At 61.6% G+C, this 25,282-nt stretch carries 27 protein-coding genes and 1 tRNA gene; 15 read left to right on the forward strand and 13 right to left on the reverse strand.

Annotated elements, in window-relative coordinates; translation table 11 throughout:
• Positions 1 to 85 precede the first annotated feature (85 nt).
• The 7 genes from AC1DR6_RS03200 to AC1DR6_RS03230 all read left to right on the forward strand — a co-directional run bounded on the left by AC1DR6_RS03200 (position 86) and on the right by AC1DR6_RS03230 (position 6,598).
• Complete coding sequence (locus AC1DR6_RS03200; protein WP_476827718.1) at positions 86 to 322, forward strand: hypothetical protein; 237 nt, start codon at positions 86 to 88, stop codon at positions 320 to 322.
• The gene (locus AC1DR6_RS03205; protein WP_476827719.1) at positions 319 to 504 is read left to right on the forward strand and encodes a helix-turn-helix transcriptional regulator; all 186 of its coding nucleotides are present in this window, start codon (positions 319 to 321) and stop codon (positions 502 to 504) included. Before AC1DR6_RS03200 ends, AC1DR6_RS03205 begins: the two co-directional genes overlap by 4 nt.
• Entirely contained in the window at positions 501 to 731 is a 231-nt protein-coding gene (locus tag AC1DR6_RS03210) for a hypothetical protein (RefSeq protein WP_476827720.1), read from the forward strand. The genes AC1DR6_RS03205 and AC1DR6_RS03210 overlap by 4 nt, the downstream gene beginning before the upstream one ends.
• Before the next feature lie 153 nt (positions 732 to 884).
• On the forward strand, positions 885 to 3,614 hold the full coding sequence (locus AC1DR6_RS03215) for a hypothetical protein (RefSeq protein ID WP_476827721.1): 2,730 nt from the start codon (positions 885 to 887) through the stop codon (positions 3,612 to 3,614).
• A 524-nt stretch (positions 3,615 to 4,138) separates the two neighbouring features.
• Positions 4,139 to 4,579, forward strand: coding sequence for a hypothetical protein (locus tag AC1DR6_RS03220; RefSeq protein WP_476827722.1), 441 nt, complete (start codon positions 4,139 to 4,141; stop codon positions 4,577 to 4,579).
• A gap of 79 nt (positions 4,580 to 4,658) precedes the next feature.
• Complete coding sequence (locus tag AC1DR6_RS03225) at positions 4,659 to 6,239, forward strand: hypothetical protein (RefSeq protein WP_476827723.1); 1,581 nt, start codon at positions 4,659 to 4,661, stop codon at positions 6,237 to 6,239.
• Positions 6,236 to 6,598: a hypothetical protein gene (locus AC1DR6_RS03230; RefSeq protein ID WP_476827724.1), complete on the forward strand. Its 363-nt coding sequence runs from the start codon at positions 6,236 to 6,238 to the stop codon at positions 6,596 to 6,598. Before AC1DR6_RS03225 ends, AC1DR6_RS03230 begins: the two co-directional genes overlap by 4 nt.
• A gap of 22 nt (positions 6,599 to 6,620) precedes the next feature.
• Here AC1DR6_RS03230 and AC1DR6_RS03235 read toward each other — a convergent pair whose 3' ends face one another.
• Positions 6,621 to 8,351 carry an AIPR family protein gene (locus AC1DR6_RS03235; protein ID WP_476827725.1) on the reverse strand — a complete coding sequence of 577 codons (1,731 nt, stop codon included), beginning with the start codon at positions 8,349 to 8,351 and terminating at the stop codon, positions 6,621 to 6,623.
• Between the two features lie 500 nt (positions 8,352 to 8,851).
• Here AC1DR6_RS03235 and AC1DR6_RS03240 point away from each other — a divergent pair, with 500 nt between their 5' ends.
• Genes AC1DR6_RS03240 through AC1DR6_RS03250 form a run of 3 tightly spaced genes read left to right on the forward strand, consistent with a single transcriptional unit; the run spans position 8,852 to position 10,213 of the window.
• On the forward strand, positions 8,852 to 9,217 hold the full coding sequence (locus tag AC1DR6_RS03240; RefSeq protein WP_476827726.1) for a hypothetical protein: 366 nt from the start codon (positions 8,852 to 8,854) through the stop codon (positions 9,215 to 9,217).
• Position 9,218: 1 nt separating this feature from the next.
• On the forward strand, positions 9,219 to 9,719 hold the full coding sequence (locus tag AC1DR6_RS03245) for an HK97 family phage prohead protease (protein ID WP_476827727.1): 501 nt from the start codon (positions 9,219 to 9,221) through the stop codon (positions 9,717 to 9,719).
• Positions 9,716 to 10,213 (forward strand): hypothetical protein, encoded by a 498-nt coding sequence (locus AC1DR6_RS03250; protein ID WP_476827728.1) that lies wholly within the window; start codon positions 9,716 to 9,718, stop codon positions 10,211 to 10,213. Before AC1DR6_RS03245 ends, AC1DR6_RS03250 begins: the two co-directional genes overlap by 4 nt.
• A 53-nt stretch (positions 10,214 to 10,266) precedes the next feature.
• Here AC1DR6_RS03250 and AC1DR6_RS03255 read toward each other — a convergent pair whose 3' ends face one another.
• Entirely contained in the window at positions 10,267 to 11,631 is a 1,365-nt protein-coding gene (locus tag AC1DR6_RS03255) for a trypsin-like serine protease (RefSeq protein ID WP_476827729.1), read from the reverse strand.
• A 164-nt stretch (positions 11,632 to 11,795) separates the two neighbouring features.
• On the opposite strand from AC1DR6_RS03255, the gene AC1DR6_RS03260 reads away from it, so the two are divergent.
• Complete coding sequence (locus AC1DR6_RS03260; protein ID WP_476827730.1) at positions 11,796 to 12,353, forward strand: T4SS efffector SepA family protein; 558 nt, start codon at positions 11,796 to 11,798, stop codon at positions 12,351 to 12,353.
• 107 nt (positions 12,354 to 12,460) lie between these two features.
• On the opposite strand, the gene AC1DR6_RS03265 is transcribed toward AC1DR6_RS03260, so the two are convergent.
• The 8 genes from AC1DR6_RS03265 to AC1DR6_RS03300 form a co-directional block, all read right to left on the reverse strand.
• Complete coding sequence (locus AC1DR6_RS03265) at positions 12,461 to 13,105, reverse strand: hypothetical protein (RefSeq protein ID WP_476827731.1); 645 nt, start codon at positions 13,103 to 13,105, stop codon at positions 12,461 to 12,463.
• A gap of 266 nt (positions 13,106 to 13,371) precedes the next feature.
• Positions 13,372 to 13,446, reverse strand: a tRNA-Lys gene (locus tag AC1DR6_RS03270).
• A gap of 57 nt (positions 13,447 to 13,503) precedes the next feature.
• Positions 13,504 to 14,571, reverse strand: a complete 1,068-nt coding sequence (locus AC1DR6_RS03275) for an ABC transporter ATP-binding protein (RefSeq protein ID WP_476827732.1) — start codon at positions 14,569 to 14,571, stop codon at positions 13,504 to 13,506.
• On the reverse strand, positions 14,568 to 16,175 hold the full coding sequence (locus AC1DR6_RS03280) for an ABC transporter permease (RefSeq protein ID WP_476827733.1): 1,608 nt from the start codon (positions 16,173 to 16,175) through the stop codon (positions 14,568 to 14,570). Before AC1DR6_RS03280 ends, AC1DR6_RS03275 begins: the two co-directional genes overlap by 4 nt.
• A 64-nt stretch (positions 16,176 to 16,239) precedes the next feature.
• Positions 16,240 to 17,247, reverse strand: a complete 1,008-nt coding sequence (locus AC1DR6_RS03285) for an iron ABC transporter substrate-binding protein (RefSeq protein WP_476827734.1) — start codon at positions 17,245 to 17,247, stop codon at positions 16,240 to 16,242.
• Positions 17,248 to 17,526: 279 nt separating this feature from the next.
• The gene (locus AC1DR6_RS03290; RefSeq protein ID WP_476827735.1) at positions 17,527 to 18,318 is read right to left on the reverse strand and encodes a bestrophin-like domain; all 792 of its coding nucleotides are present in this window, start codon (positions 18,316 to 18,318) and stop codon (positions 17,527 to 17,529) included.
• Between the two features lie 74 nt (positions 18,319 to 18,392).
• Positions 18,393 to 18,683 carry a hypothetical protein gene (locus tag AC1DR6_RS03295; protein ID WP_476827736.1) on the reverse strand — a complete coding sequence of 97 codons (291 nt, stop codon included), beginning with the start codon at positions 18,681 to 18,683 and terminating at the stop codon, positions 18,393 to 18,395.
• Positions 18,684 to 18,800: 117 nt separating this feature from the next.
• A complete protein-coding gene (locus AC1DR6_RS03300) occupies positions 18,801 to 18,983 on the reverse strand; it encodes a hypothetical protein (RefSeq protein WP_476827737.1) in 183 nt (60 codons plus the stop codon).
• A 35-nt stretch (positions 18,984 to 19,018) separates the two neighbouring features.
• Here AC1DR6_RS03300 and AC1DR6_RS03305 point away from each other — a divergent pair, with 35 nt between their 5' ends.
• Positions 19,019 to 19,186 (forward strand): hypothetical protein, encoded by a 168-nt coding sequence (locus AC1DR6_RS03305; protein ID WP_476827738.1) that lies wholly within the window; start codon positions 19,019 to 19,021, stop codon positions 19,184 to 19,186.
• A 24-nt stretch (positions 19,187 to 19,210) separates the two neighbouring features.
• Here AC1DR6_RS03305 and AC1DR6_RS03310 read toward each other — a convergent pair whose 3' ends face one another.
• Positions 19,211 to 19,444, reverse strand: coding sequence for a hypothetical protein (locus AC1DR6_RS03310; RefSeq protein WP_476827739.1), 234 nt, complete (start codon positions 19,442 to 19,444; stop codon positions 19,211 to 19,213).
• A gap of 203 nt (positions 19,445 to 19,647) precedes the next feature.
• Here AC1DR6_RS03310 and AC1DR6_RS03315 point away from each other — a divergent pair, with 203 nt between their 5' ends.
• On the forward strand, positions 19,648 to 20,208 hold the full coding sequence (locus AC1DR6_RS03315) for a PRC-barrel domain-containing protein (RefSeq protein ID WP_476827740.1): 561 nt from the start codon (positions 19,648 to 19,650) through the stop codon (positions 20,206 to 20,208).
• A gap of 59 nt (positions 20,209 to 20,267) precedes the next feature.
• Here the strand turns inward: AC1DR6_RS03315 and AC1DR6_RS03320 are convergent, their stop codons facing one another.
• On the reverse strand, positions 20,268 to 21,809 hold the full coding sequence (locus tag AC1DR6_RS03320; RefSeq protein WP_476827806.1) for an NAD(P)H-hydrate dehydratase: 1,542 nt from the start codon (positions 21,807 to 21,809) through the stop codon (positions 20,268 to 20,270).
• A 239-nt stretch (positions 21,810 to 22,048) separates the two neighbouring features.
• Between AC1DR6_RS03320 and AC1DR6_RS03325 the strand changes: the two genes are divergently transcribed.
• Positions 22,049 to 22,387, forward strand: coding sequence for a P-II family nitrogen regulator (locus AC1DR6_RS03325; protein ID WP_476827741.1), 339 nt, complete (start codon positions 22,049 to 22,051; stop codon positions 22,385 to 22,387).
• Between the two features lie 98 nt (positions 22,388 to 22,485).
• Positions 22,486 to 23,895 (forward strand): type I glutamate--ammonia ligase, encoded by a 1,410-nt coding sequence (gene glnA, locus AC1DR6_RS03330; protein ID WP_476827742.1) that lies wholly within the window; start codon positions 22,486 to 22,488, stop codon positions 23,893 to 23,895.
• A gap of 133 nt (positions 23,896 to 24,028) precedes the next feature.
• On the opposite strand, the gene AC1DR6_RS03335 is transcribed toward glnA, so the two are convergent.
• Positions 24,029 to 25,258, reverse strand: coding sequence for a glycosyltransferase family 4 protein (locus AC1DR6_RS03335; RefSeq protein WP_476827743.1), 1,230 nt, complete (start codon positions 25,256 to 25,258; stop codon positions 24,029 to 24,031).
• Between the last annotated feature and the right edge of the window lie 24 nt (positions 25,259 to 25,282).

The raw sequence follows: 25,282 nt of genomic DNA on the forward strand, positions 1-25,282 counted from the left end.
GAAAGGAGGCAACCAGATGCAAAATTACCCACCTTCGTTTCAGTTTTCTGACGACGCGACGGTCTTCTTTCAAGAGGAGACTAAGTTGGTCGCACAGGGCCTTCGCTGCCGCGAGTTGTATACCGCGCTCGCTATCAATCCGCGCATTCCACGCCGCTACTCCGATTTCGCTGTGTCGAAAATCCTCAAGATCGAGGTTCGCAACCTTAAGCGCCATGCAGCGAAGACCGGGCTAGCCCCGCTCTCCGGTGGCGGGGTCGAGTGCTATACGGCCGAGGCGATCTGCGATCACCTCATCAGCCTGTGCGAGGCCCGGCCATGACCGACCTCATCAGCCAGCCCGAAGCCTGCCGCCGCCTCGGCATCCGGCCACTCACCATCCACCGCTGGCGCAAGCGCCCGGAGCTGAACTTCCCGAAGGCGATCAAGATCGGCGACCGATGTTTCTTCCGCCGCGACGAGATGGACGCCTGGATCGATGCCCGCGCCAAGAGGGCCGCGTGATGGGCCACCATGGGAAGCGCTTCAAAACACGTCAGGTCGAGATCATCCTCGCCATGGTGCGTTCCGGCAATTCGAACCTGCACCGTGTTGGGGCTCACAGTCCGCTGGATCACCTGCCACTGGACAAGAACGAGCGGAAGCAGGCGATCATCCCTTCATTCGAGGAAGTTCAGCATAATTTTCGCGCGCCCGTAGCGATTGGGAGCCAGCGTTCCAGCAGCGCGTGATGCCGCCGCCACCGGCCCGCGCAAAGGAAAGGCCCCGGCAATGATGCCGAGGCCCGTTAATAGACCGGCGAAGGTCTAAGCTATATCCGCTGCGTGGAAGCGCGAATATAGCAAGATCCCGTCCGGATCGCAAGCATCCCGAAGGACAATGCTATGAATGCCGTGGCGCGCACCGCAATTCAATGTGAACGCTTGAGCTACATCAACGAAAATAAACTCAAGAATATCGCAAACCTTCCACTCGATATGCTGGAAGGGCCGGTAGCATGGCTTCTCTATGATCAGGCAAAACTGCCTTACGCGGCAAAGACCGCCACCTTTACTCCGGAAGGTCGCGGCCACGCCGTCTGCAAATGGCGCGACCCGCATGTGCCAGCTCCGGCTCAGGTCGCATATGCAGCGCTCGGCCGGCATCCCGCTAGCTTCGCCGGGCTAAGCTTCCTGCTCGACAGAGCGCACGGCATCGGGATGTTTGATCTCGATTGCATGCGGAAGGCGCTGACCCACAAAGACTACGCCGACATGCCGCAGGAGCAGAAAGATCGGGCCATCGCCCGGATGGGCGCGATCAATGCCGATCTGGTGGCAAGGCTCAGCGCGCGTGGCGCCTATGTTGAGCGCTCTATCAGCGGCGCCGGCCATCATATCGCAGCCAAGCTCAGTCGGCCTATCAAGCGCGCATTCTTCAAAATCGAGGGCGTGCACTGTGGCGCGTTCTATACGCACAACCAGCTCGTTCATATGACCGGGGACATCATCGCCGGGGCGCCGTGCATGAAGCTTCCCGATCTCGCTGACGAGATCGAGAAGATCATCGACGGCTTCATCACCCAAGGCGTGATGCATGAGATCAAGGGCGGCGAGAGCCTTTCGCGAGAAGAGCTGCTTTCAGCCGGCGTGATGGAAGCCATCAACGAGGCGAACGGGCGCAAGCTGCATCTGAACGCGGCCGACCTTATTGCCACCATGCGGGGCCGGGCGGAAAAGCCAAACGGCAGGATGTATGCCCACAGCATCGCGTTCTTCGAGGCAGGTGAAACGCTCGACTTCAGCAAGGACGCCGCGCATCTCATAAAGGATATGTCGAAGGTCGAGGCCTCGGCAGCGGCAGCGTTCGGATGGCTGGAGGCCTCGCCGGCCTTCGCGGGAATGCGGGCCGATGGCAAGGAGTCGCGCCGACGCTGGCTCCTTCGCCGCTTCCTGTTCGAGTGGGCTGCGGGCGTTGCCAGCTATGACAGCATGAAGGCGCAGCAGGCCGCCGAGGCCGATGCATTGGCGCGGGAAGTCGATATCAGCGTCCTCTATGATCGCCCTTCGGTCCCGGCCGCGCCCCCCGCGCCCGATCCCGCAGCCGTCGAAGCCTGGGGCCTTGCCTGCGCCGCCGCCGAAGCCGCAGGGCTGCCCAAGCCGCCGTTTCCGCAGGATGGCTTCCTGGCCGCGCCGGAAGCGCCTGCCGATGAAGATGAGACGGACGACTCTGACGGGGCGAGCGAGGCGACTGAGGCACAGCTCCGGCCGGCATTCCCGATCAGCTTCCCGGACTGCGCCATCGGCTGCTTGGCTTCCGACTTCATGGAGATGCAGCACTACCGTAACCAGACGGTCGCGGTAGTTTGGGCCTTCAACATGATCGCCGCTTTTGCGCAGCGGCACTATCACATCAACGGCATGGGCGTGAATCTCTATGATTTCCTCATGGGAAAGACGGCCCTCGGCAAAGAGCGGATGATTGAGGGCCGCAACATCCTGATTAGCGCCGTCAATGAGAGCCGATTAGTTCCTCAGCACCTTTCGCCCGATATCTATTTCGGGCCCGGCAAGTACGCATCGGGCGTCTCGCTGGTGAACCACATCAATTTTCACAAGCGGCAAGCGTCGATCTTCAGCGAGGCCTCCTTCCTCTTCGCCAGCCTCAAGAACAAGAATGACACGCATGCGGCGAGCAGCCGCTCGGCCCTGCTTGAGCTGAAACCGAAGTCAGGCAGGCATGGCCGGATGGACGGCAAGGCCTATGCAAAGGGCGCCGATCTCGTCCCGTCCTGCGATGCGCCATCGTTCACCGTCCTCGCCGAGGGGCAGCCGGACAAGCTCTACCGCGCGCTAGATGCGGAAATGGCTGAAGACGGGCTCCTCAACCGCTTCGATATATTTGATGCATCCACCGCCCGGCGCGGCAAGCGCAATAAGCAAGCAGGCGAGGCGCAGTTCAGCTCGGACTCCATCAGAACGGTCGCACTCCTGATTTCCCGGACTGCGGAGAAGCCGCCCGACCTGCCGAATATGAAAGCGGTGCAGGTAAGCGGCGCCGCCCAAGCGCTTTTCGATGAGTATGAGGAAGGGATCGTCGACCAGCTCGACAGCGAGAGAGACAAGATCAGGGCTGACCTCTTCGGCCGCTCGCTGATGTCGGCCTATGTTCGCGCTGCGCTCATGGCGATATTAGAAGACCCGGATGGGCCGATGGTTGATGAGAGCCAGGCGCGCTTCGCGATTGATCTTGTCTATCGGGAGCGCTGCCACCTGCTTGAGAAGTTCAAAACGGACGGGATCGGCGGCGGGCAGGCCAAGCAGATTGCGATCGTGATCAAGGCTCTCAAGTCGTATATCGGGCTCAAGTCGAGCAGCCTAAAAGTTACGGCGGCAGAGCAGAAAGCAGGCATCTTCCGCCGCTTCTGGATCAATCAGAAGGTCAAGGAGTTTGGCGCTGTCGATTTTCAGGATTTGCCGAATAATCCGGCTGCGAAGCAGATCACCGATTGCTTGAATGTCCTGAAGGATGAAGGCGTCATCATCGAATGCGATAATGGGAAAGAATACTCAGGGGTGAAGGTAAATTATATCGGAAAGGTCTATCAAATTATTGACCTGAAGAAATACAAGTGAGCGGCTTTGGAAGTCGGGATCGCCGGCATTTCGGGCCTTTCCCGGCCGCCATTCATGCATTCATGCCATTCATGCCGGGGTCCCCCAAGGGAATAGATCGAGAGAGAGATAGAACATGAATATATATGGTTTTATATATTAACTCATTGTAATTAGGGCGTTTTCTGTTCCTAAAAACGGGCATGAATGGCCCATGAATTCATGAACATCGCTGCCGGCGGAGTGGGGCCGGTTTCTCAAGCGTCGAGATCGATCTCTTCGCAGCACCCACTTATCTGGTGGCAAGATCATGGCTCCGAATATTTCTCCGCCGGCCGCGAGGCCGACGCCGATGTCGCGCCATGCAGAGAGACAGCCGGCCTCGATCTTCGCGCCGAATTCATGCCATCTGATAATCAATCATATGGCCTTAGATAGATAAGATGATTGATTTCATATATTTGATATATAGCGCTTGCCTATCGCGATAACCTGGGGGAACGTCCGGGGATCAAATCCAAGCCGGGAGCCCGGAGGGCGCCGAGATGAGCCAAAAATTTCCGATCCCCGACCCCGGCATGCCGCCCGATGAGTGGAACCGGAAAATCGGTGTCGATCCTGCTTTCAGCGGCTTTATGAGCTGGCAGGCAATCAGGGCATACAACCTGCGAATCTTTTACGAGACGGATCTCGGTGACGATCTCAGCCATGCCCGCGAGGCCCTGCTGGATCGCGTCATCTCCATGCAGGTGCAACTTGAGCTTGTCGACAGCCGCATGCTTCAGGGCAAGCCGATGCCCGATGACTATACGAAAGTCGCCACCACGCTCTTGCGCTTGCTGAAGGAGCTGGGCCTTGAGCGCAAGGCCAAGGGCGCGGCGAATGACCTCGCTTCCTATCTGACGGGCAAGGTCGGGAACGATGTAGCGAAGACCGTGCAGCCGGGCGAAGGCGGCATGCCGTCATGGCTCGGCGCCGCCGGCTGATCGCAATGGGCGGCCCAGGCCCCGCCGCTCCAGATGAAGCCCGCCGTTGGCCTTCCGTGCCAATCCTGGAAGCCTTCCGATGATCCAAACCGAATTCAGCTATGCCGCCGCCTGCCGCGACCCGGCGCTCTTCGGCCCATGGTTCGCCGCTGACTCGTGGGAATGCTGGCGCGTCCTCGACAAGGCCATCTTCGGCGAGCCCCTCGATCCTGCCGAGCTTGCGATCTTCCAAGAGCTGACAGCCCGCGCCGAAGCCCCGCAGAAGCCGGTGGCAGAGGCTTGGCTGATCGCCGGTCGGCGCAGCGGGAAGGACGTCAAGGCCGCCTCGATCATCGCCTATATCGCGACGATCGGCGCCCACTTCATGAACTTCCAGAAGCACCTGACGCCCGGCGAGCGCGGCGTTGTTCAGCTTCTCGCTGTCGATCGCAACCAAGCGCAGGTCTGCCTCGGCTACCTCCGCGCCATGATGCAGCAGCCGCTTCTCGCTTCCATGGTCGAGAAGGAGATGCCGGACGGGATCGAGCTAACGAACGGCCTAGCCATCGAGATCACAACGAACGACCGGCGCCGCGTCCGAGGCCGAACCGTTGTTGCCGCCGTCCTCGATGAAGTCGCCTTTTGGATGAGCGACGAGGGCAACAGCGTCAATCCGGACAGCGCGGTCTATGACGCCCTGACGCCGGCTATGGCCACCATCCCCGGCGCGATGCTGATCGGCATCAGCAGCCCCTATGCCCGGCGCGGCCTGCTCTGGAAGAAGTTCCGCCGGCACCACGGCAGCATTCCCGAGCCCGGCGAGCCCGACATCCTCATCGTCAAGGCGCCGACTTGGCGGATGAACCCGACCCTGCGCCGCGAGACAGGCGTCATCGCCGCAGCCTATCGCGATGACCCGCAAGCCGCAGCGGCCGAGTACGGCGCGGAATTCCGATCCGATGTCGCCGGCTTCCTTGAGTTCGATGCCGTCGCGGCCTGCACCGACCGCAATATTCGCGAGCGCCCGCCGATCCCATCGGTCCCCGGCATCCCCGGCGGCAGGGTTCAATACTTCGCCTTCGCAGACCCATCCGGTGGCAGCAACGACTCAATGACGCTCGGCATCGCCCATCGCGACCGGATCACCAACCAAACAGTGCTCGACCTTGCCCGCGAGATCAGGCCGCCATTCGATCCGGCCCAAGCAACGGCGGAGTTCTGCAACACGATCAAATCCTACGGCCTGCACACGGTCACAGGCGATCGCTATGCCGCGCAGTGGGTCGTCAGCGCCTTTGCGGCCAACGGCGTCACCTACGAGCACACCACCAAATCCCGAAGCGAGATTTACCTAGAGCTGCTCCCACAGATAAACAGCCAGTCGATCCGCCTGCTCGATCTGCCCAAGCTGCAAACCCAGCTCACATCGCTTGAGCGCCGAACCAGCCGATCCGGCCGGGACTCTGTCGATCACCCGCCCGGCGCCCATGATGATCTGGCGAACGCCGCAGCCGGCGCGCTGGTTCTAGCGGCGGCCGAGGCCATCGACTTATCCGGCGGCATCTTTCACCTCGCCTTCAACCGCCACGGCTTCAGCTTGGCGGCCCGGCGCCCCTCGCAGGCGATGGATGACAAAGAATTCGAGGCCCGCTTCGGCCTTGCCACGGAGGCCGCCCAATGAGCTGGCTAAGTAACCTCTTCGATGCCCGCCCGCATGCCGACGCCCGGATCGCGGCGGAGGAGGCCATCATCGCCATTTGCGCCCGCACCTTGGCGCTCCGCCGGCCACACCCGATGGCGGCTTTCTTTGCGGGCATCCGCATGGCGGCGGCGGCGGCCCGGCTGCGCGACCTTCAAGCCATGCGCGAAAGAAAGGCGGCAGACGGAAAGGCCCGCGCTAGCCTGAGGCCCAGCCAAGCCATGGCAGCCGGGAGCCGGTATGACCCGGCCGCGATCGAGCCGCGCGACGTTAAGCCCCAACCGCTCGGGCGGAGCGCGCCGCCGCTACCCGCCGCAGCCTGCTGGATGCCGAGGCCATAGACCGGCTTAGTGCGAACGGGCTTCAGCCGAACCCGATGTCCTTCCGGTGAGCAAGGGCGCGCGCTCTCACTTCGGAAGAGAAGGTCGGCGTTTTGATCCTATCCCGAGTGATATCGTTAATATCGACGATGGCCGCACACAAGGCTCTCAATTTGGCGATATTCGAATCATCATTGCTGCTGATAAAATGCTCTACCTTTGCACAAGCTTGTGTAATTTTCTTCGAACCCAACTGAGGAGTATCATCGCCCAGAACAAAATACTTGATCGCCATCAATATGTGCCATCGCAATTTACTATATTTAGGGTCAATCTTATTATTACTAAGCAGCAATTTGACTCGGTAAAGCGTGTATGCTGAAACATGATACACTTCCTCCGAGTAAGTCTGATTAAATACAGAATCTCGCAGTTCATTAGTCAGCCTGTTCGGATACCTGCTTGCAATATCCGGCTTGTCGAGAAACATCGCGGCGGCGCAGCGCGCGATCTCTTTGATATCGAATACCCTGATCGCTTTGACGTTCTCGTGTGACGAAAATTGATTCTTCCGCCTTTCGAAGAAGAGGCGATACTCTTCGTCAGCGCCTCGTGCATCAAAGTATCGCTCTAGCGCCTTAACGGCGTCTAGGGTTGCAAGGAACTGGTCTTCCTCAACTTTCGTCTGGCGGTTAGTTGATCGAACGATATCATCGACCACAGCGGCATCCGAAGTCTCAACAATTTTCAACATGACCGTTGTCTCGGGGCTTATGCCCAGACGGTTCTCGAATAGAACGTTTGAAGTCTGACAACCGTTCACGATCTGAAAATCACGCAGAAAAATATCAAATCCGGTGAGCCGAATATCAGGAGATATGATCGTAATGCCGTTATTAAGAACGCCAAATCGCTTCTGCTTCACGCTATCCCGCAGCGTATCCGACATTTCAGAATTGATTTCACCCTTCAGTCCAATGAAATCTCGAACATTTTCTTCGAAAATACGCTGCCTTAGACGACCGTTGCTATCCGAGAGAATTTGTTCGACAAAGTCGATTGCTCTCACGGTAACTACATAACTTTCTTCGATCTCGGGAGCCTTCGGAAAGGCCGCTGAGCCGAGCACCCTTAGGGTCGCTTCGACCTGCCCTTCCGCAGAAGTCCAAAGGTCGACCACCTTGTCACGATCCAGAAGGTCGACAGTGGCCAGTCGGAAGTATCCGGAGTCGTCCAGCGATTTTTGCATCGCATCGCGAGCACCAATGATCTCTCGCTCGGTCGGCGTTCTGGCTGAGTTAGCGAAGTAACAAAGCACCTGCGGCTTTCCACCGCGAATCTTCCCAACATTCTGGATGACGCTATCGAAAACCTCGCGGGCCGATTTCATGTAATCACTATGAGGATATGAATGGTCTGGTGATAAAAAATCGATTACTGCTGATTGAAATGCGTTTATCTCCGATTTATTCCAATTTTCTCCAGTTTTTGCCTGAGTAAATATTATAGTTGCTTCGACATCGCGCTTGCGCGACGTGAAGAAATCTTCAACCTCTTCTGGTGAGGATATGTAAGCGTCGTCTAAAAATACCATGACGCCATCGATGCCAGGATCATCGCCGTCGTAAATCAAGTCGTTTGGGTCTATTGCCTCAGCAGATAGCGTACGGAATGCCGCGTAATTAACAAATGCCTCGAAAGATTTTGACTCATCGCGATCGATTGAATGTTTGTTTTTGAAATCGCTAAGGTGACTTTGAACGACGCGATGCATCACAGATTCCTTGATGATAACAAGGCATAGCGCCCGAGCGACTATCCGACAATGACTCATGACGATGCGCGCGACACCTCTCGGCATTCAGCGCGCATATCTAGCTTTCAACGCTTCGAGGCCAGCCGTGATCAGCGCTTCAGGATCGCGACCGAGCTGCCGCTGGAAGTCCGGCCGGACGCAGCCTTCCCATGCTTTTCTAACTTCAACTGTCGCATCGGGCCATGACGCAGCCAGTCGAAGGGCGGCATGCCAATCGCCGCAGGCCATAAGCTCTCGAAGGATGTCGATTTTCGCTCGCATGCGGACGCGTTGGCATGGGTCCGAAAACGTTGCAACTCGTTGGAAATCCACGCGATTGGCCGATCAGCCGGTGGCAAGCCTCCCGTGATGCGGCGCCGTTTGTGAGGCGATTTAAGGAAAAATTCTAGCACTCGTAAGGATTCAGCCAAGACCTTGCTGATGACCTAATATAAATCGATCTTCAGCGAAGATTTTGCTTGCGGCGCGCGCGCATCTATGGGCGTGATAAGCGTATTGCGCCGCTCATGGCCCAATCGCCCCGGCGGCGCTCTCATGACATTCTACGCTCTTGCAGCGATTATTCCTCGCGCGGAGCTGAATTCATGACTCTCAACATCGAAAAACTTCGACGCCTCCAGGACGCCGTGCGCGAGCTGAAGCGCGCGGTCGGCATTTCCGATCGGCCGGGCTGGGACGCGATCATGACAAAGGATCGGCGCCGGGCTTTGGCCGCAGCGATCCGGCGCGACGCGCACCTCGATCCGGAAACCCGAGCGCGGGCCGACGACATCGTCGAATTCATCGAGAAGACCACCACTCCGGACATCTTCTTTCGAGGCTGATATGCGCGTCCGGGGCTTCGCATCAACCGATAAGCTCACCCTCCGGGATTGCGTCTTCATGCCCGGATGCTTCGACGTATCGATCGCCCTTGTCGGCTTGTCAGGCATTGCCCTGCGCCTCGACCATGTGCCCGCGCTGCCGGCCGGCGAGATCAAGCAGCTAAGCGCCCGGAATGGCCGCCTGTGGTGCGAAGCCGTTCTCGATCCTGCCTTGCCAATGGTGGCGGAGCGCATCGCGGCGATTAAAGCCGAAGCAGGTCACGGCTTTTCGGTCGGCGGGTACATGCTCGGCGTCTCAAAGCGATCAGACGGTGTAATCCTGATCCGCCACTTTTCCCTCGCCGAGATCTCGCTGACGGCAAATCCCGGCAACCCCGACTGCCTGCTCCGCTACGACGAAATTTGGCCGGAGGCCCTGCAAGACACATTCGACGAGCAGGCCCGCCGAGCCCCTATCAAGATCAAATTACCCCCGATCCGATACCACGGAGAACCCCTATGACCCGCCCATTCGACCGCATGCGGAGCGCCATCGCCAACCTCTCCCGGCCCGATCTTCGGGCGCTAGCCCTTCGGGTTGGCATCGATCGCGACAGCCTCACAGACTTCGCGGACGCCGACGTCGCCCCCGATCCCGACTGCATGGACAAACTCCAGAATTGGCACGCCGACTTCGCGCTCCGCGCCATGCTGAGCGACCCCTCTCGGATGAAGCAGATGAGCGATCTGCCCGCCGCCATCGGCATCGACCGCGCCGCATACGAGGCGTTCGTTTCAGACACGGGCGACCTTCCGCAGGCAGCGAAGGACGATCTGCAGGCGCACCTCGCCCACGGCGGCGCGCCTGCAAAGCGCGGCGATCATCTTCCGGCATTCGTCGCGTCGGCGCAGCTTCCCGCCGAAATGCGCCGCCGCGCCTATCTGATCCACTCGCTGCGCGATCTGCCGCTGGCTGAGTTGGAGCGACTCTTCACGATCGCGCGTCAGGAGGCATAAACTGCTACCCCAGACAAATGAAGTCTGGGCGGCCGAAGGCGAAAGCCCGATGTTTATTTAAGTGGGATATGCCCGCGCGCATCGGTTTGAAAGTCGACGCCGAAATAACTACTCGATTGAGTTTGGACCCAGTTCATATCGGTTGGCCCTGCCGATGTGATGAATATGATCGCATTGTCGCTCAGACCAAGTCGGCTAGCATACGAGCCGACCAAGGCATTTGCGACACCGGATTCGAGCAATCGTCCACTCTCATCAGTGTAGGCGGCATGGAAACCGACACGGGATGAAGCATCAAGGTGACGAGGATTACCACCAAGCCATGCGATTGCGCATGCCGATGCGCACATCGTTCCCGGCGCGACGGCTGTCCGAAACCCTCTTAATCGTATGCGGTTGCCAATCTCTATGCCCGCAGACAGGTTGCCGCCGGGCCCTTCAAGCACGACGGCGACGCGCCTCTCATCACCGATCGCTTGCTGGAATTCCCCGATTGCATCGCGGGTAATCGTTCCGCTGATTTTTACGACCATCTCGCCTGCGAGGTTGTAGCCAAGGCGCTCAACACCGTGTCTCAAGGCTGTACGAACTGGCGGCTGGGGAAATGCAGGCTGGACCGGGGGGGAGAGGGTGACGACGGGCGGCATAGGACGCGGCGTAGCATCCCCCCACGCTTGTTGCGTTTGACCAATCCATTCGCGGAGCGCCGATATTCGGACGCCTTGAGTTAGCAGTCCGCACGTCCGCCCACCGGAGCCTGTTGACCACGAGTTAATCGCGAAAACGCGTCCTGCATTTGGTCCACTGGCGATAATCTGCGCGCCACCTGCATCACCAAAACAAACGCCACGTCCGAGACCAGGCTGATCGGGCTGGGCATCTTGAGCCCACGATAAGATTGCACCTCGGCCATAAGGCTCTACGTACTGAATTTCAGCGTAGCTCAATCGGCCGCTTGATTGGTCGTTGCCTTCGACCGTTACTCCAAAACCTGCGACGTGTATTTTATCCCCGACGCTTGGCGAGTCATAGCTTAGCAACGCGCCGCGATAGCTACTCGGCACGGACCACGCTAGGCGTAGAAGCGCAGCATCTGTTGATGCCAAGCGCAACCGAGCGGCGTCGCGGTTAAAATTGGGATGTACGCTGGTTAATCGAACTGGAATTCGGGTCGGAATGCCGCTTCCATTTAGATACGTAATATACTGATCGCGTTTCCCATCAACACAAAAGCCTGTGGTGAGAGCTGTCACGCTGTCAATTAACACCGCGCTGCACCATCCCCCTTCTCCTCGCAACATGACGCTGCTTCGTGAGATCGGAAGATGCGACGCATCAAGCCCTAGAATTACGCTTTGGGCGTTCTGCGAAAACGCGAACGCCGCGAGGATGACCGACAACCGAAGAGCGCGCATCATGCCTGTATTTCCGAAGGGCACGGCCGTCTTACGCGGCGAGAAAACAGCATGTCAAACGGCTTGGCTTCAGACGACACGCCATCAGACGATATGTTACATAACCGCTTGACGGCAGTTAGGGTATATGTAACATTCTCCCTAGGCTTGCAACTTGGGAGACGGACATGATGCCTGTTATTAGAATTAGCGACTCTGCTTTTGATGATCTGTCGGTCATGGCAAAGTGGTTTAAAACAAAGAGCCCTGCTGAAACACTGGACAGGGTTATTAGGGAAACTATGGAGAGCCTCGGCCTCGAAAAAGACAATCAAGGAGAGGACGCTTCAACTAATGATGCCGGAAATCTGACATTTCTGGCGTCTCCGGCTGTTACCTACACAAAGATTGTTGAAGCTAAAATCGATAACATTTCACTGAGACTACCAAACTGGTCATCCGCCTTGAATGCAATTATTCACGCTCTCAAAAACAGGCGAGGATTGACTGCCGCTGAACTGGACAAAGAACTAAACATACCATCGACTGCGGCTGAATATGAGAATAACGGCTACAAGTATTATCCCGATCTAGGTATTTCTTACCAAGGTCAGTCGGCCGATGGTGCTTGGAAAGAAATTCAGCGGATAGCGACTAAGCACAACATTCGCGTCCACCTGAAAATACACTGGCTTGATAACGAGAAAGCCAAATTTCCGGGCAAGCACGGGGAGCTGAAGGCTTAGGCCGGGCGCGGAAACGGCGGCCGCCAGCGCCCGCCAGCCCTTGCCCCTTGCCAAGGCCGGCCGCCGGGCTGAAAGCCGCCAGCGGGGCGCGCTGCCCCGGCTCGGCATCAATCGCTATCGGCCGGATAGCGCTCGACCTCAGCGACTGGGCCTAGCATCTGAGGATCGACGATGTACTCGACTTCGCCGAGCCAATTCGCGCTGTGGTCGTTCGGCCCGGTGATGATGGCCGGTGGCTCGACAGTTGCCACAAGCAAGACACCATCGCAGCTAAAAATATTCCAGCGCCGAGCAAATACGGCTGCAATATCTTTCAGCGGTGTCCAATTCAGCCCGATGCGTTCGGCGTCAAATTCTTCCGCTGACTCACCTCTAAACAGTTCCAAACTCCCGCCGGAATAAGGCGTAAAAACTCGTCGAAATGCTCTAATGAATAAGGCGTCGTCTGCAATCTTAGCTCGGTGGGAAAAGCCCCTGACCGTCCAATCCAAGTGGAGCGCGTCACTGAATGCGGCAGATACGTTTTCACACCCTGCCGCAGCCTCCAGTATCTGCTGAAAGGCACGCCAGTTCTCATCTTTGACCGCATCGAACGCTCGGCCGAGGTCATCGGATGGCCCGCCATGCACGGCCGAGATTACATACTCAACGGCCTCGTCAGCAGAGAATGAACGAAGCACCGGCAGCTGGATATTTGACAGATTTATATGCACCGCGACGATACGAGGATCGTCCGTTGAGCGCACGTCCATCCATGGTGGGAATCTTTTATCAGTCATCCGAGCACGTTAGCGCTCGACGCAGGGAAGGCAACGCGGTCTTTGGTCCTGAACCAGCCTAGGGGCTGTCCGCTGCGACCTCCTGCCGCAACTCAGATGGCCTCAGCCGGGCAGGGCGCTGGACTGAGTCGCGCCCGATCCCCCGCCGAAAAGTTCCCCCAAATGTTCCCCCAGAGCGCGCAATTCCTCGGCCAGCTAATCCGATGTCGGCCTAAGTCATTGCTAGATATAAGTAAAAGTGGTGAGCGGGGTGGGTATCGAACCCACGACCACATGATTAAAAGTCACGTGCTCTACCACTGAGCTACCCGCCCTCACGCGGCGTGACATACGGAGGTCCATCCGCCGGGTCAACACTCAGACGGGCGAGTTCACCGCGAAGGATCGTCCGGGTCGCCCGTGAGGGGCAGCGGATGGGCCATGCCCTTGACCGTCACGAAGACCGCCTGCCCCGGCGAAGGCAGTTCGATGCCGGAGACACGAGCCTTGAACGGGGCTTGCAGGCCGTCGTCGAGGGCGATCTCTGCCGTGCTCTGAGAGCCCGAGAAGGCAATGCTCAGGACAGTGCCGCGCCGCCCGCTCTGGACAGGAACCGTCGCGACTTCGATCTGCTCCGGTCGCAGCATAATCCGCCCCCTGCCCCGACGTGAGCCGGTTTCGGCCTGAAGCCTACCCAGCGCGCAAGCGACGCTGCCTTGATCCAGTTCGGCCTCCAGCAGCACCGCCTCGCCCAGAAAGAGCGCCGTCCGCTCGTCGGCCGGCCGCCAGTAGAGGTCCCGGGGAATGCCGGCCTGCGCGATGCGCCCATCGCGCATCACCGCCAGTTGCTCGGCGAAGGACAGCGCCTCATTCTGGTCGTGCGTCACGAGAACCGCCGCAATCCCGGCCTGCGCCAGCACACGCGCCACCGCCTGCCGCACGCTGTCGCGCAGTCCGGCGTCGAGTGCCGAGAATGGCTCGTCGAGCAGCATCACGAGCGGCTTGCGTGCCATCGCCCGCGCCAGAGCGACACGTTGCTGCTGGCCGCCGGAGAGCTCGTGCGGCTTGCGCGACAGCATCCGCTCGTCCAGCTCGACAAGCGAGACCAATTCCCGCAGCCGTGCCGCTCTGTCGGGCTCGTCCGAAGGCAGGCCGAAGCCGATATTACCGGCTACGTCGAGATGCGGGAACAGCGCGCCGTCCTGCGCGACATAACCGATGCGGCGCCGATGAGCGGGCGCGATGGCGGGGCCGTCGGCGACGCATATGCCCTGCAGCGAGACTCCGCCCTCGTCGGGCGCCTCGAAGCCGGCGATGATCCGGAGCAGCGTCGTCTTGCCGGAGCCCGAGGGGCCGACCACCGCCAGCCGCGCCCCGACCGTGAGGGTGAGATCGACCCGGTCGAGCGCAACCGTAGCGCCGTAGCGCTTGGAGACACCGGCGATCGCAAGCAGTGTCATGCGCCGGTGGCGCGACGCGACTGCAGATGCAGGATCGCGGTCATGGGCAGCGACAGGAGGATCATTAGCACCGCATAAGGCGCGGCGCGCCCATAGTCGAGTTCGCTGGTCAGCGCCCAAAATTCCGTCGCCAGCGTCCGGCTGCCGTTCGGGGCGAGGAGCAGCGTCGCGGTGAGTTCGGTCGCGACGCCCATCGCGACCAGCGCCATCGCCGCCGCCACGCCCGGCGCCGCCAGCGGAATCGTTACCGCGAAGAGGGCGCTAGTGGGGCTGCGGCCCAGCGCCTGCGCCGCACGCTCCAGTTCGACGGGCACCTGCGCGATGCCGGCGCGCAAGCCGACCAGTCCGCGTGGCAGGAACATGAGAGCGTAGGCGATCAGCACGGTCGCGACCGTCTGGTAGAGCGGCAGCGCGACCCGCACCGTCACCGTCACCAGCGCGAGTGCGATCACGACGCCCGGTAGCGCGCCAAGATAGCTGTGACAGCTTTCAAGGGCGCGCGAGAGCTTGCCCGGCGACCGCACCGAGAGCCAGGCCATCGGCAGAGCCGCCAGCACCGTCACCACGGCACCGCCGATCGCATAGCCGAGCGTCTGCGCCAGCGCACTGATGAGCCCGGCGTCGAGCCAGCCGCTCACGCCGCCCGCGAGCAGCCAGCGGCCGAGCGTGTAGGCGGGAACGCCAAGAGCCATCGCCGCCAGCACGGCGGGCAGCGCCAACACCGGATAGCGCCAGCGGCGAAGCTGCATGCGAGACACCGGACGCGGCGCGCCGGAACCCAACCGGGCGTAACGCGACTGCCCTCGCAACACCCATTCAAGCCCGATGAGCCCGAGACAGCTAAGCACCAGCACGCCGGCCAGCATGTTGGCGGCCGGCCCGCTATAGCTCGACTGGAACTGGTCGATGATCGCGGTGGTGAAGGTGTCGAAGCGGATCATGGCGTAAAGCCCGTATTCCGCGAGCAGATGGAGGCCGACGAGCAGGCCACCGCCGCAGATCGCCAGGCGCAATTGCGGCAGCACGACACGCCGGAAGACCGCGAAGCCCGGCTGCCCCAGCGAGGCCGCGGCATGTTCCAGCGCCGGGTCGAGCCGGCGCATCTGCGCCAGCACCGGCAGATAGAGAAATGGGAGGTAGGCCAGCACCGAGACCAGCACTGCGGCCGGCAGGCCGTGCAGCGAGGGAAACAGCCCGATCCAGGCATAGGACTGGACGAAGGCGGGCACCGCCAACGGCGCGACCGCGAGCCAGGAAACGAACCGGGCCGCCGGCATGTCGCTACGCTCGGTCAGCCAAGCCAGCGCCACCGCGAGCAGGATCGTCGGCGGCAGCGTGCAGAGTTCGAGCAGCACCGTGTTGGCGAGCAGCTCGGCAACACGCGGCCGCCAGAGCATTGCGAGCGCCGCCGTCCAACCGGTCTCGAAGGCGATCCAGCCGATGAAGCAGACCGGCAGCAGCGCGATTGCCGCGACGAACCCCGCCAACACCGCCATGGACCGGTTGCCGACATGCAGGTTCCGGCGCAGCCTCAGCGGAGACTGACGGGCATCGACACCGGCTCGGTCGAGATTGAGCGACAGAAGGGTCATCGTCGGGGGCATGGTGTCAGGCAGATCGGGAGTGACGCAGCGCGAACGCAGCGTCGCTCCCGGACAAGCCGAGAGGTCAGAGCAGGCCGGCGGCCGTCATCAGCTCGGTCACCTTCTTGCTGTCGAGCTGGGAGGGCTCGACCTTGGGCGCGCCGAGCTTGGCGATCGGCTCGAGCTTGGCGTTCGAAGCCTCGCCGTTGCCGATGGCGTATTCGAAGGAGTCGCCGTCACGCAGCACGGCCTGGCCATGCTTGCCGGCCATCCACTTCACAAAGGCTTCGGCTTCCTTCTTGTGCTTGCTCGAAGCGAGCACGCCGGCGCCCGAGGTGCTGAGGAAGGCGCCCGGATCCTGATGGCGGAAATAGTGCAGCGCCACGTTGCCGCTGTTCTCGCCGGTCTTCGCCTGGTCGCCGAAATAATAGTAGTGGTAGATCACCGCGCCTTCGACCTCGCCGGCATTGACGGCCTTCATGGCGACGCTGTTGCCGCGATAGGCGGTCGAGTTCGCCTTCATCGCCTTCAGCCAGTCGCCGGTCACCTTCTCGCCCTTGAGCACGAGCAGCGCGCCGACGATGGCCTGGAAGTCGGCCCCCGACGGCGAGGCTGCCCAGCGACCCTTCCACTTCGCGTCCGCGAGGTCGAGCATCGACTTTGGCAGATCGGCTTCCTTGAGCTTACGCTTGTCGTAGGCGAAGACGGTGCTGCGGGCCGCGACGCCCGTCCAGCGGCCGCTCTGCGGGCGGAACTGCGCCGGCACCTCGTTGAGCACGTCCTTCGGCAGCTCGCCGAACAGGCCGGCCTTCTCGACCAGGACCATCGCCGGGGAATTCTCGGTGACGAAAACGTCGGCCGGGGAGTTTGCCCCTTCCTGCACGATCTGGTTCGCCAGTTCGGTGTCGGAACCCTTGCGGATCGTCACCTTGATGCCGGTTTCCTTGGTGAACCCGTCAGCCCAGGCCTTGGTCAGGCTCTCGTGCTGCGCGTTGTAGACCGTGATGCCGTCCTGGGCGTGGGCCGAGCCGGCCGAGGCCAATGCAAGCGCCAGCAAGCCAGCACGGAGGACGGAGGGGGAACGCAATGCCATGGAGCAACCTTTCGGCTCTTCGACCGGGAAAGGATTGAGAGCCGGTCGCTCGCAGGCTTAGATTCCCGCCCCCGCACGGTGTCAACAAGTATAGTTTTTCTTTGAAATGATTCCAAACTGAGGCATTCGAAGCTAAAGCAAATATGGAAAATTGAACGCCCCAAGCTTTACGCTGTTGATTGCGAGATACGACGCAACGTCAAGTATTCGGCGCGCGTGCTTCAGCCGATCGCAACTGATGCATTCGTCGACATCGTGAACGGCATCGCGGCCAAACGGCTAACGGGCCATGTCCGTCAGGGCATTCCGCATCGCTGTGCTGGGGATGCCGAAGATGCCGCTGTAAGGCGCGGCCAGATCGACGATCACGAACATCACGCTCGCGATCGAGACAACGCCGATGGCCAGCACGATGCCGCCCAGACGCTTGCGCGGTACCTGCAAGCCGAAGCTGAGGAACACCAGCGCCAGCCAGAAGCTGACGATACCGGTGAAGAGTCCGCCGGACGGTCTTTGCGCATCCTCGATCACGGCCCAGCGGCTTTGCTGGACCGAGGCATAATCGCCTCTGCACCGCGCTGCGATCTTACGTGCTGCCGGATCGTCGGGGTTCACGGCATCGATCCTGCGGCCGACATTGCTCATCAAGGCGCCGAGATTAGGGTTCTCGCCAGTGATCGCCATGCGTCGGATATCGGGCATGCCGGGCACGACCGGCGGCACCTCGGACGGCCATGTGCTGGCGATCACGGAGGCCGTGTATTGCCGCAGAAGCTGGCGCGCCTCGTCCATCTGCGGCCCCAGATCGCGCAGGCACTGGTCCAGATTGGCGAGGCGCCCTGCATAAAGCGAGCGGTTCCGATCGGCGCTGTCGAATGCCTGGCGCCCCGCCGACAACTGCAAGCTGAGCACCAGCGCCGCGAAGGTGACGAGCAACCCCGTCACGAGGCGCAGCGCGTCCATGTTTTCTTTCGACAGATGATGCTCCGCGAGCCTGTCGCGAAGCATCGCGCCGCAGAGCGCGCTGCCGCAAAACAGCGTCAGGAATGCAAAGCCGGCCAGGATTTCCATGCTGAATGCCCGTCGCGATCACCTGCTCTAGCCGTTCGGCCTGGCATATGCCACTGACAGGGTCTGCCCTGCAATCAGCCCAAGCGGCGCGTAATGCCCTTGCCGATCATCGGCGGGCCGGGTGGGAGAGGAAGACCCTTCCGCTCATATCCACCACGCCCGGAATACAGGCCTCCCCCCAAGCCTAGGGCCGGCCAGCCGGGATCGAGATAGGGATCGAGCTCCCAGCAGCGATGGCGCATCCGCTCGGCGTCGCTTACCGCGTCCGAACACATCGAGACCTGCGAGCGACGCCAGAAGGCGCTCGCCTGATGAGGCATCAAAACGATGCCGCAGAAAAGAACCGATACGACAAGTTTGGTCATGGAGCCCCGCGCGCCATCGCATCAAGCCGCATTCGGATTGCCAGAGCCTTAAGCGTTTAGGGAACAGCCGGCGTTTTCAGGGGTAGTTCCCATGTCCACTCCGGAGACATGGAGGCTTCAATGCGGACTCAAGTCCATCATGAAGGGAATGGAGATCAGGCGCACCCGGTTTTCCAGATCGAGACCGACGAGGACTGCGCGATGGCGGAGCAGCGGTTCACGAGCCTGAAGAGCTCCGCGCGAAGCGAATCCGAGGATCAGGAACTCCACGCGCTGGGCGCAGCCCTCGATCGCTGGCACAGTGGTCGCGCCAAGGTTTCGGATGGGAGGGAAAAGTGAAAGAGCCGATCACGATTCATACCGAGGAAGACTACGACCGGGCGCAGCAGCGCGTTCGAGAACTCAACGGCCAGCCGGATACAGCCGACAAGGATCGCGAGTTGCAGGCGATCGCGGAGGCGATGCTTGCTTTCGAGCTCCGCCGCGACGACGCCGAGGACTAATACCCCTGCTGCTTCTTTGGCCGCTTAAAGATCGTTGCTCGCATTAAGCTCGTCCGGCCTCAGACCCTCGTCGACCTCATCGGGCCGCGACCTTTGGTGATCCGCCCAGTTGGCCACGATTGCGGCCAGCGCATTCTCGCGGGAGAGAGCGCAGCCCTGGTCCACGATATAGCGGTCGAGCGCCGCAACCTGTGCATCGTTGAGCAAAATCTGGAACGCTTCGGACATTGCGCGGTTTCCCTGGAACAGACCCGACACGGACGCGTTCCCATCGCATTAAAAGATCACGGCCGAGCGCCTTAAGCAAGTCAAACGCATTCGCGAGACCGGATGTGGCGCCGGGAGCAATTTCTCTTGGTCAAAACTGACGTGTTATGCGCGTATGCCGACAATGTAGTGAACAAAACGCCGCGCCGATTGTTGATCTCACATAGCTTTCTCTTTCTCTCAAGGAGGATACGATGATCCGTCGCAATCTCGCACTTGCAACCTTGACTGCCTCGCTGCTGGCTGGCGCTGCGTTCGCGCAGACCAGCGCACCGAACCCGCCCTCGTCTTCGACGGCGCCAGCGGCATCGACCCAGACGAAGGCTCCGGAGAATAATCTGGCCGGCCAGGGCAAATGGCGGGCGTCGAAGCTGATGGGCGTCGATATCTACGGTCCCGACGACAAGAAAGTCGGCGATGTGACCGAAGTCATCTTCGACAAGACGGGCAAGATCGATATGGTCACCGTCGGCGTCGGAGGCTTCCTCGGCATCGGCTCCAAAGATGTCGCCATTCCGTTCGACCAGGTGACGTGGAGCGACCAGCCGATGGCGATGGCCGCGCCTGCGCCTGCGGCCCCTGCTGGCGGCGCTGCCGGAACGGGCACGACAGGCACTTCCGGCGGCATGGCGCCCGCCCCGGCGACCACTGCCGCCGCGCCGAGAGCCCCGGCGATGTATCCTGACCATGGCAAGATCAACATGACCAAGGACCAGCTCAACGCTGCGCCGGCCGTGACCTATTCCGGGACCTGAGCGTCCCGCATCGACAAAGGCCCGCCGCGAGGCGGGCCTTTTTTGTTGGCTTACCGATGTCAGCGCGAGCGCCTTGGGTCAGCGCGCGCCACGATACGCGCGACAGCCTCCGGAAGATCGTCGGCAATGAGGCCGAAACCCAGATCCACGCTTGCGCGTCCATGCAGCCAGACTGCGGCCGCGGCCGCCTCGAAGGCCGGCATCCCCTGCCCGAGCAAACCAGCGATCAGCCCGGCCAGGACATCCCCCGACCCGGCCGTCGCCAGCGCCGCTGTACCGGTGGCATTGATCGCGGCCCGTCCATTGGGCGCCGCGATGATGGTGTCGGCGCCTTTGTAGACGACGACGCTGCCGGACAGGGCGGCGGCTTCGCGGGCGCGTTCAAGCTTGGAAGAGTGCGCTATGACGGCCGGGATCGTGCCAAACAATCTCGCGAACTCGCCTTCATGTGGCGTAAGGACGGTGGTTGTCCTGCCCGACAGAATTCTTATCGCGCTGCCTGATCGCCCGAGAACCGTCAGCGCATCGGCATCGAAGACGGCCGGCTTGCCGCTTCGGGCCACGCGCAAGATCAGATCTTCAGCGCGCTGGTCGAGGCCGAGCGCCGGCCCGGCCAATATCGCGGCGAGCCGCCGATCTGCGAGCACGTCTTCCAGCGCATCGGCATCCGGCAGCGCACGCTGCATCAGTGCATCCGGCCCGCGAGCGGCATGAACCGCCAAGGCGGACGGGTCGCAATGGATCGTGACCAGCCCCGCCCCGATCCTCATCGCAGCCCGGGCGCTCAAGCGAGGTGCGCCGACGCCCGCGACACCGCCCGCCAGCACCGCAACCGCGCCACGCGTGTATTTATGGGAAGCCAGGCCATGGACAGGCCAGGCGCCTGCCCAGAGCGCCGGGCTATTCCGAAAGGTCGTCGGGCCGACCGTGTCCAACAACCCAGCCGAAATGCCGATGTCGGCAAGGGTCACCGCGCCGCAGAGATCCCGGCCGGGCAGCAGGAGATGGCCGGGCTTCAGCCGGAAGAAGGTGACGGTCTCGGACGCCCGCGCGACCGGACCGGCCGCAAGCCCTGTATCGCCATTCAGACCGCTCGGTACGTCCACGGCGACGATCGGGCGTCCGCTCTGAGCCAAATGCTGAACGGCTGCCGCGGCATCCCCGTCGAGCGGGCGGTTGAGACCGGCGCCGAACAGGGCGTCGATGAACAGTCCCGCATCGATCGACAGTACATCGCGAACCGGCTCCACCGGGCCCTGCCACGATCGCCACGCCAATGCCGCGTCGCCGGTGAGCGCGTGCGGGTCGCATAGCAAGCCGACATGGACCGCAAGGCCCCGTTCGCGGAGGATTCGCGCCGCGACCAGGCCATCGCCACCGTTATGGCCGGGTCCGCACAGGATTACGACGGGCGCCGATCCGATTTCGCTGCCGGAGCGGCGTAGCGCTGCCTCCGCGACAGCCAGTCCCGCTCGCTCCATCAGGACGATTCCGGCTGTGCCGGCCTCGGCTGCGAGGCGGTCCACAGCCTTCATTTGCTGTGTCGTGAGAACGACCAATTTCGAATGATCCATTCCGCTCTCCGCACCGCCGGGTGGCATGATCGCGATCTCACGCCTGCCGCGCAACAAGCTGTATATCGACCTAATTGCTCATCCATTGGGCGATTGCTGAATTTAAGTGCTGTTTTGTGCCTGATGATCAGGCGATCTCTTCGGCGGTCGCGCATAGCGGGGGGCGGACGCCGATGCTAAGAGCAATATCGAATTCGAATGCTGACGCGGGCTTGCTGGATGCAGGCGAGCCCGAGGATCGAAGCGCAAAGGAGGCCTGTCGGCGCATGAAGAAGATCGAAGCGATCATCAAGCCCTTCAAGCTCGACGAGGTGAAGGAAGCGCTTCAGGAGGTCGGGCTTCAGGGCATCACGGTGCTGGAAGCGAAGGGCTTCGGGCGTCAAAAGGGCCATACCGAACTCTATCGCGGAGCCGAATACGTCGTCGACTTCCTGCCGAAGGTGAAGATCGAGATCGTGCTCGGCGACGACCTGGTCGAGCGCGCGATCGAGGCCATCATGAAGGCGGCTCAGACGGGTCGCATCGGCGATGGCAAGATATTTGTATCGAGCGTCGAGGGGGCGATCCGCATCCGCACGGGCGAGTCCGGCGCGGACGCGATCTAGGCCGTCTCCCACGCATCAATGGATCGAGGGCGGCCGGGCCAGTTTGACCCGATTTCGGCCCGCGAGTTCGAGAATCTGCTGACAGAGGAATGCTGACCATGCAAAGCGCCAAGGATGTCCTACAGGCGATCAAGGACAACGACGTCAAATACGTCGACTTCCGCTTCACCGACCCGCGCGGCAAGTGGCAGCACGTGACCTTCGACGTCACCATGATCGACGAGGACATCTTCGCCGAGGGCACGATGTTCGACGGCTCCTCGATCGCCGGCTGGAAGGCCATCAACGAATCCGACATGCTGTTGATGCCGGACCCGACGACGGCCGTGATGGACCCGTTCTTCTCGGCCTCGACCATGGTCATCACCTGCGACGTGCTCGAGCCCGCCACCGGCGAGCCCTATGGCCGCGACCCGCGCAGCATCGCCAAGAAGGCCGAGGCCTATCTGAAGTCGACCGGTATCGGCGACACGATCTATATCGGCCCGGAAGCCGAATTCTTCGTCTTCGACGACGTCAAGATCGCGGCCGACCCCTACAACACCGGCTTCAAGCTGGATAACGTCGAGCTGCCGACCAACGGCATGACCGACTACGAGGGCGGCAATCTCGGCCACCGCATCGCCACCAAGGGCGGCTACTTCCCCGTCCCGCCGCAGGATTCGGCGCAGGACATGCGCGGCGAGATGCTGGCTGCCATGGCCGCGATGGGCGCCAAGGTCGAGAAGCACCACCACGAGGTCGCCTCCGCCCAGCACGAGCTCGGCCTGAAGTTCGACACGCTGACGCTGATGGCCGACACGATGCAGGTCTACAAGTACTGCATCCACAACGTCGCGCAGAGCTACGGCAAGACCGCGACCTTCATGCCGAAGCCGATCTATGGCGACAACGGCTCGGGCATGCACGTCCACCAGTCGATCTGGAAGGGCGGCAAGCCCACGATGGCCGGCAACAAATACGCCGACCTGTCGCAGGAGTGCCTCTGGTACATCGGCGGCATCATTAAGCACGCCAAGTCCCTGAACGCCTTCACCAACCCGTCGACCAACTCCTACAAGCGCCTGGTCCCCGGCTATGAGGCGCCGGTGCTGCTGGCCTATTCGGCCCGCAACCGCTCGGCCTCCTGCCGTATTCCGTGGACGACCTCGCCCAAGGCCAAGCGCGTCGAGGTTCGCTTCCCCGATCCGATGGCGAACCCCTACCTCGCCTTCGCGGCCATGCTGATGGCCGGCCTCGACGGCATCGTGAACAAGATCGATCCCGGCCCGGCGATGGACAAGGATCTCTACGACCTGCCGCCGCGCGAGCTGAAGAAGATCCCGACCGTCTGCGGTTCGCTTCGCGAGGCGCTGGAGTCGCTCAAGAAGGACAACGCCTATCTCAAGGCCGGCGGCGTCTTCAACGACGACTTCATCGAGAGCTATATCGAGCTCAAGATGCAGGATGTGGCGCGTTTCGAGATGACGCCGCACCCGGTCGAGTTCGCGATGTACTACTCCTACTGAGGATTGCAGCCGGCGAATGTCGCCGGCTCGCCCTTCCTCCCGGCCGCATGCGTTGCGGCCCACCTGAATGCCGGGGCAGCGATGCCCCGGTTTTTTCGTTCGCGTGGACGAAATGTTTCTGGAGCGAGCCGTCTCAGCCCGGCAGGACGGCCATCGCGTCGAACATGACCAGACGATAGGCCTCGATGGTTCGCTGGACATGGCGCGCGGTCGTCAAGGGATCCGCCCAATAGCCTTGATACGCGGCCTTGCCCATCGCGGCGGCCACGGCATCGTCCTGGAGACGGCGCAGTGCATCTGCCAGTCCATCGACATCACCGCCGTCGACGAGCAGGCCGTCTTCCCCGTCGCGCACCCAGCTCGCCGGACCGGTCGTTCGGGCGAGCACGACGGGCACGCCGAGGGATCGCGCTTCCGCGACGACCAGCGGCCCCGGCTCGAACCACAACGACGGCAGCACCAGACAACGCGCCTGCGCGATCTCGTCGAAGACATGATCGGCGGGAACCCAATCGCGTATCTCCGCCTGCGGATTGACCTCGGCGATGCGCGCCTTCAAGGGCCCCTCGCCGACGAACCGGACGGGCATCCCGACGCGGCCTGCGGCGGCCGCCAGAACGTCACCGGCCTTCTCCTGCGTGAAGCGTCCCAGGAACAGCGCGTGCCGGTTGCCGGCGACAGCGGCCGGCTCGCGGCGCGGCGCCTCCATCATGTTCTCAACGACGACATGCCCGGCGCCCTCCGGCAGGAACGGCGCGGCGAAGCGGCGGGCGAAATCGCTGACATGGATGAAGAGTGGCGCCGGCACCGCCCGCAGGGCGCCGTTCGACCGCCATTGCCGCGCGACCCGGACCAGCTTGTGAACATAGGAGGCCCGGTCGCAATTTCGGCAGACGCAACCCAGCGACATCGGCTGCAGGCTGCAGGGCGCGTTCGCCTTGAAGTCGAAATAGCCCCCGGTCGGGCAGAAGGAAAAATAGTCGTGCAGCGTGATCGCGACGCGCAGCCCGCTTTCGCCAGCGGCTGCGAGGGCGGCCGGGCTGAAGGCCTTCGTCCATTGATGCAGATGAACCAATGTGCCGCGCGGCTGACGCGCCAGCAGCGTCGTCAGGAAAGCGTAGGCCCGGTCGTTCCAGATGCCCTGCTTGGCCGCGGCAATCTTGTTACCGACCTGCCAGATATCCTGGCCGTCAAGCCGTTCGACCGCAATGCGCGGATGATCCAGTCGCGCCGATACCGGGCCGATCGCGCAGGCGAAGACGATATCGACACCAGTCTCGGCCAGTCCGCGCGCGCTTTCGATCGCGACCTTCGCGGCGCCGCCATTGACCGAGCCGAAATCGCTGACGATGACGCAACGCATGCAGGCACTCCCGGCCGCAGCGTT

It is taken from the genome of Allobosea sp. P5_A5 (assembly GCF_056400625.1).

Excerpts from the sequence above, each read along its gene's own strand:
- AC1DR6_RS03205 (WP_476827719.1), top strand. The coding sequence starts at position 319 with ATGACCGACCTCATCAGCCAGCCCGAAGCCTGCCGCCGCCTCGGCATC.
- AC1DR6_RS03215 (WP_476827721.1), top strand. The coding sequence starts at position 885 with ATGAATGCCGTGGCGCGCACCGCAATTCAATGTGAACGCTTGAGCTAC.
- AC1DR6_RS03220 (WP_476827722.1), top strand. The coding sequence starts at position 4,139 with ATGAGCCAAAAATTTCCGATCCCCGACCCCGGCATGCCGCCCGATGAG.
- AC1DR6_RS03225 (WP_476827723.1), top strand. The coding sequence starts at position 4,659 with ATGATCCAAACCGAATTCAGCTATGCCGCCGCCTGCCGCGACCCGGCG.
- AC1DR6_RS03230 (WP_476827724.1), top strand. The coding sequence starts at position 6,236 with ATGAGCTGGCTAAGTAACCTCTTCGATGCCCGCCCGCATGCCGACGCC.
- AC1DR6_RS03235 (WP_476827725.1), bottom strand. The coding sequence starts at position 8,351 with ATGCATCGCGTCGTTCAAAGTCACCTTAGCGATTTCAAAAACAAACAT.
- AC1DR6_RS03245 (WP_476827727.1), top strand. The coding sequence starts at position 9,219 with ATGCGCGTCCGGGGCTTCGCATCAACCGATAAGCTCACCCTCCGGGAT.
- AC1DR6_RS03250 (WP_476827728.1), top strand. The coding sequence starts at position 9,716 with ATGACCCGCCCATTCGACCGCATGCGGAGCGCCATCGCCAACCTCTCC.
- AC1DR6_RS03255 (WP_476827729.1), bottom strand. The coding sequence starts at position 11,631 with ATGATGCGCGCTCTTCGGTTGTCGGTCATCCTCGCGGCGTTCGCGTTT.
- AC1DR6_RS03260 (WP_476827730.1), top strand. The coding sequence starts at position 11,796 with ATGATGCCTGTTATTAGAATTAGCGACTCTGCTTTTGATGATCTGTCG.
- AC1DR6_RS03265 (WP_476827731.1), bottom strand. The coding sequence starts at position 13,105 with ATGGACGTGCGCTCAACGGACGATCCTCGTATCGTCGCGGTGCATATA.
- AC1DR6_RS03275 (WP_476827732.1), bottom strand. The coding sequence starts at position 14,571 with ATGACACTGCTTGCGATCGCCGGTGTCTCCAAGCGCTACGGCGCTACG.
- AC1DR6_RS03280 (WP_476827733.1), bottom strand. The coding sequence starts at position 16,175 with ATGCCCCCGACGATGACCCTTCTGTCGCTCAATCTCGACCGAGCCGGT.
- AC1DR6_RS03285 (WP_476827734.1), bottom strand. The coding sequence starts at position 17,247 with ATGGCATTGCGTTCCCCCTCCGTCCTCCGTGCTGGCTTGCTGGCGCTT.
- AC1DR6_RS03290 (WP_476827735.1), bottom strand. The coding sequence starts at position 18,318 with ATGGAAATCCTGGCCGGCTTTGCATTCCTGACGCTGTTTTGCGGCAGC.
- AC1DR6_RS03295 (WP_476827736.1), bottom strand. The coding sequence starts at position 18,683 with ATGACCAAACTTGTCGTATCGGTTCTTTTCTGCGGCATCGTTTTGATG.
- AC1DR6_RS03315 (WP_476827740.1), top strand. The coding sequence starts at position 19,648 with ATGATCCGTCGCAATCTCGCACTTGCAACCTTGACTGCCTCGCTGCTG.
- AC1DR6_RS03320 (WP_476827806.1), bottom strand. The coding sequence starts at position 21,809 with ATGCCACCCGGCGGTGCGGAGAGCGGAATGGATCATTCGAAATTGGTC.
- AC1DR6_RS03325 (WP_476827741.1), top strand. The coding sequence starts at position 22,049 with ATGAAGAAGATCGAAGCGATCATCAAGCCCTTCAAGCTCGACGAGGTG.
- glnA (WP_476827742.1), top strand. The coding sequence starts at position 22,486 with ATGCAAAGCGCCAAGGATGTCCTACAGGCGATCAAGGACAACGACGTC.
- AC1DR6_RS03335 (WP_476827743.1), bottom strand. The coding sequence starts at position 25,258 with ATGCGTTGCGTCATCGTCAGCGATTTCGGCTCGGTCAATGGCGGCGCC.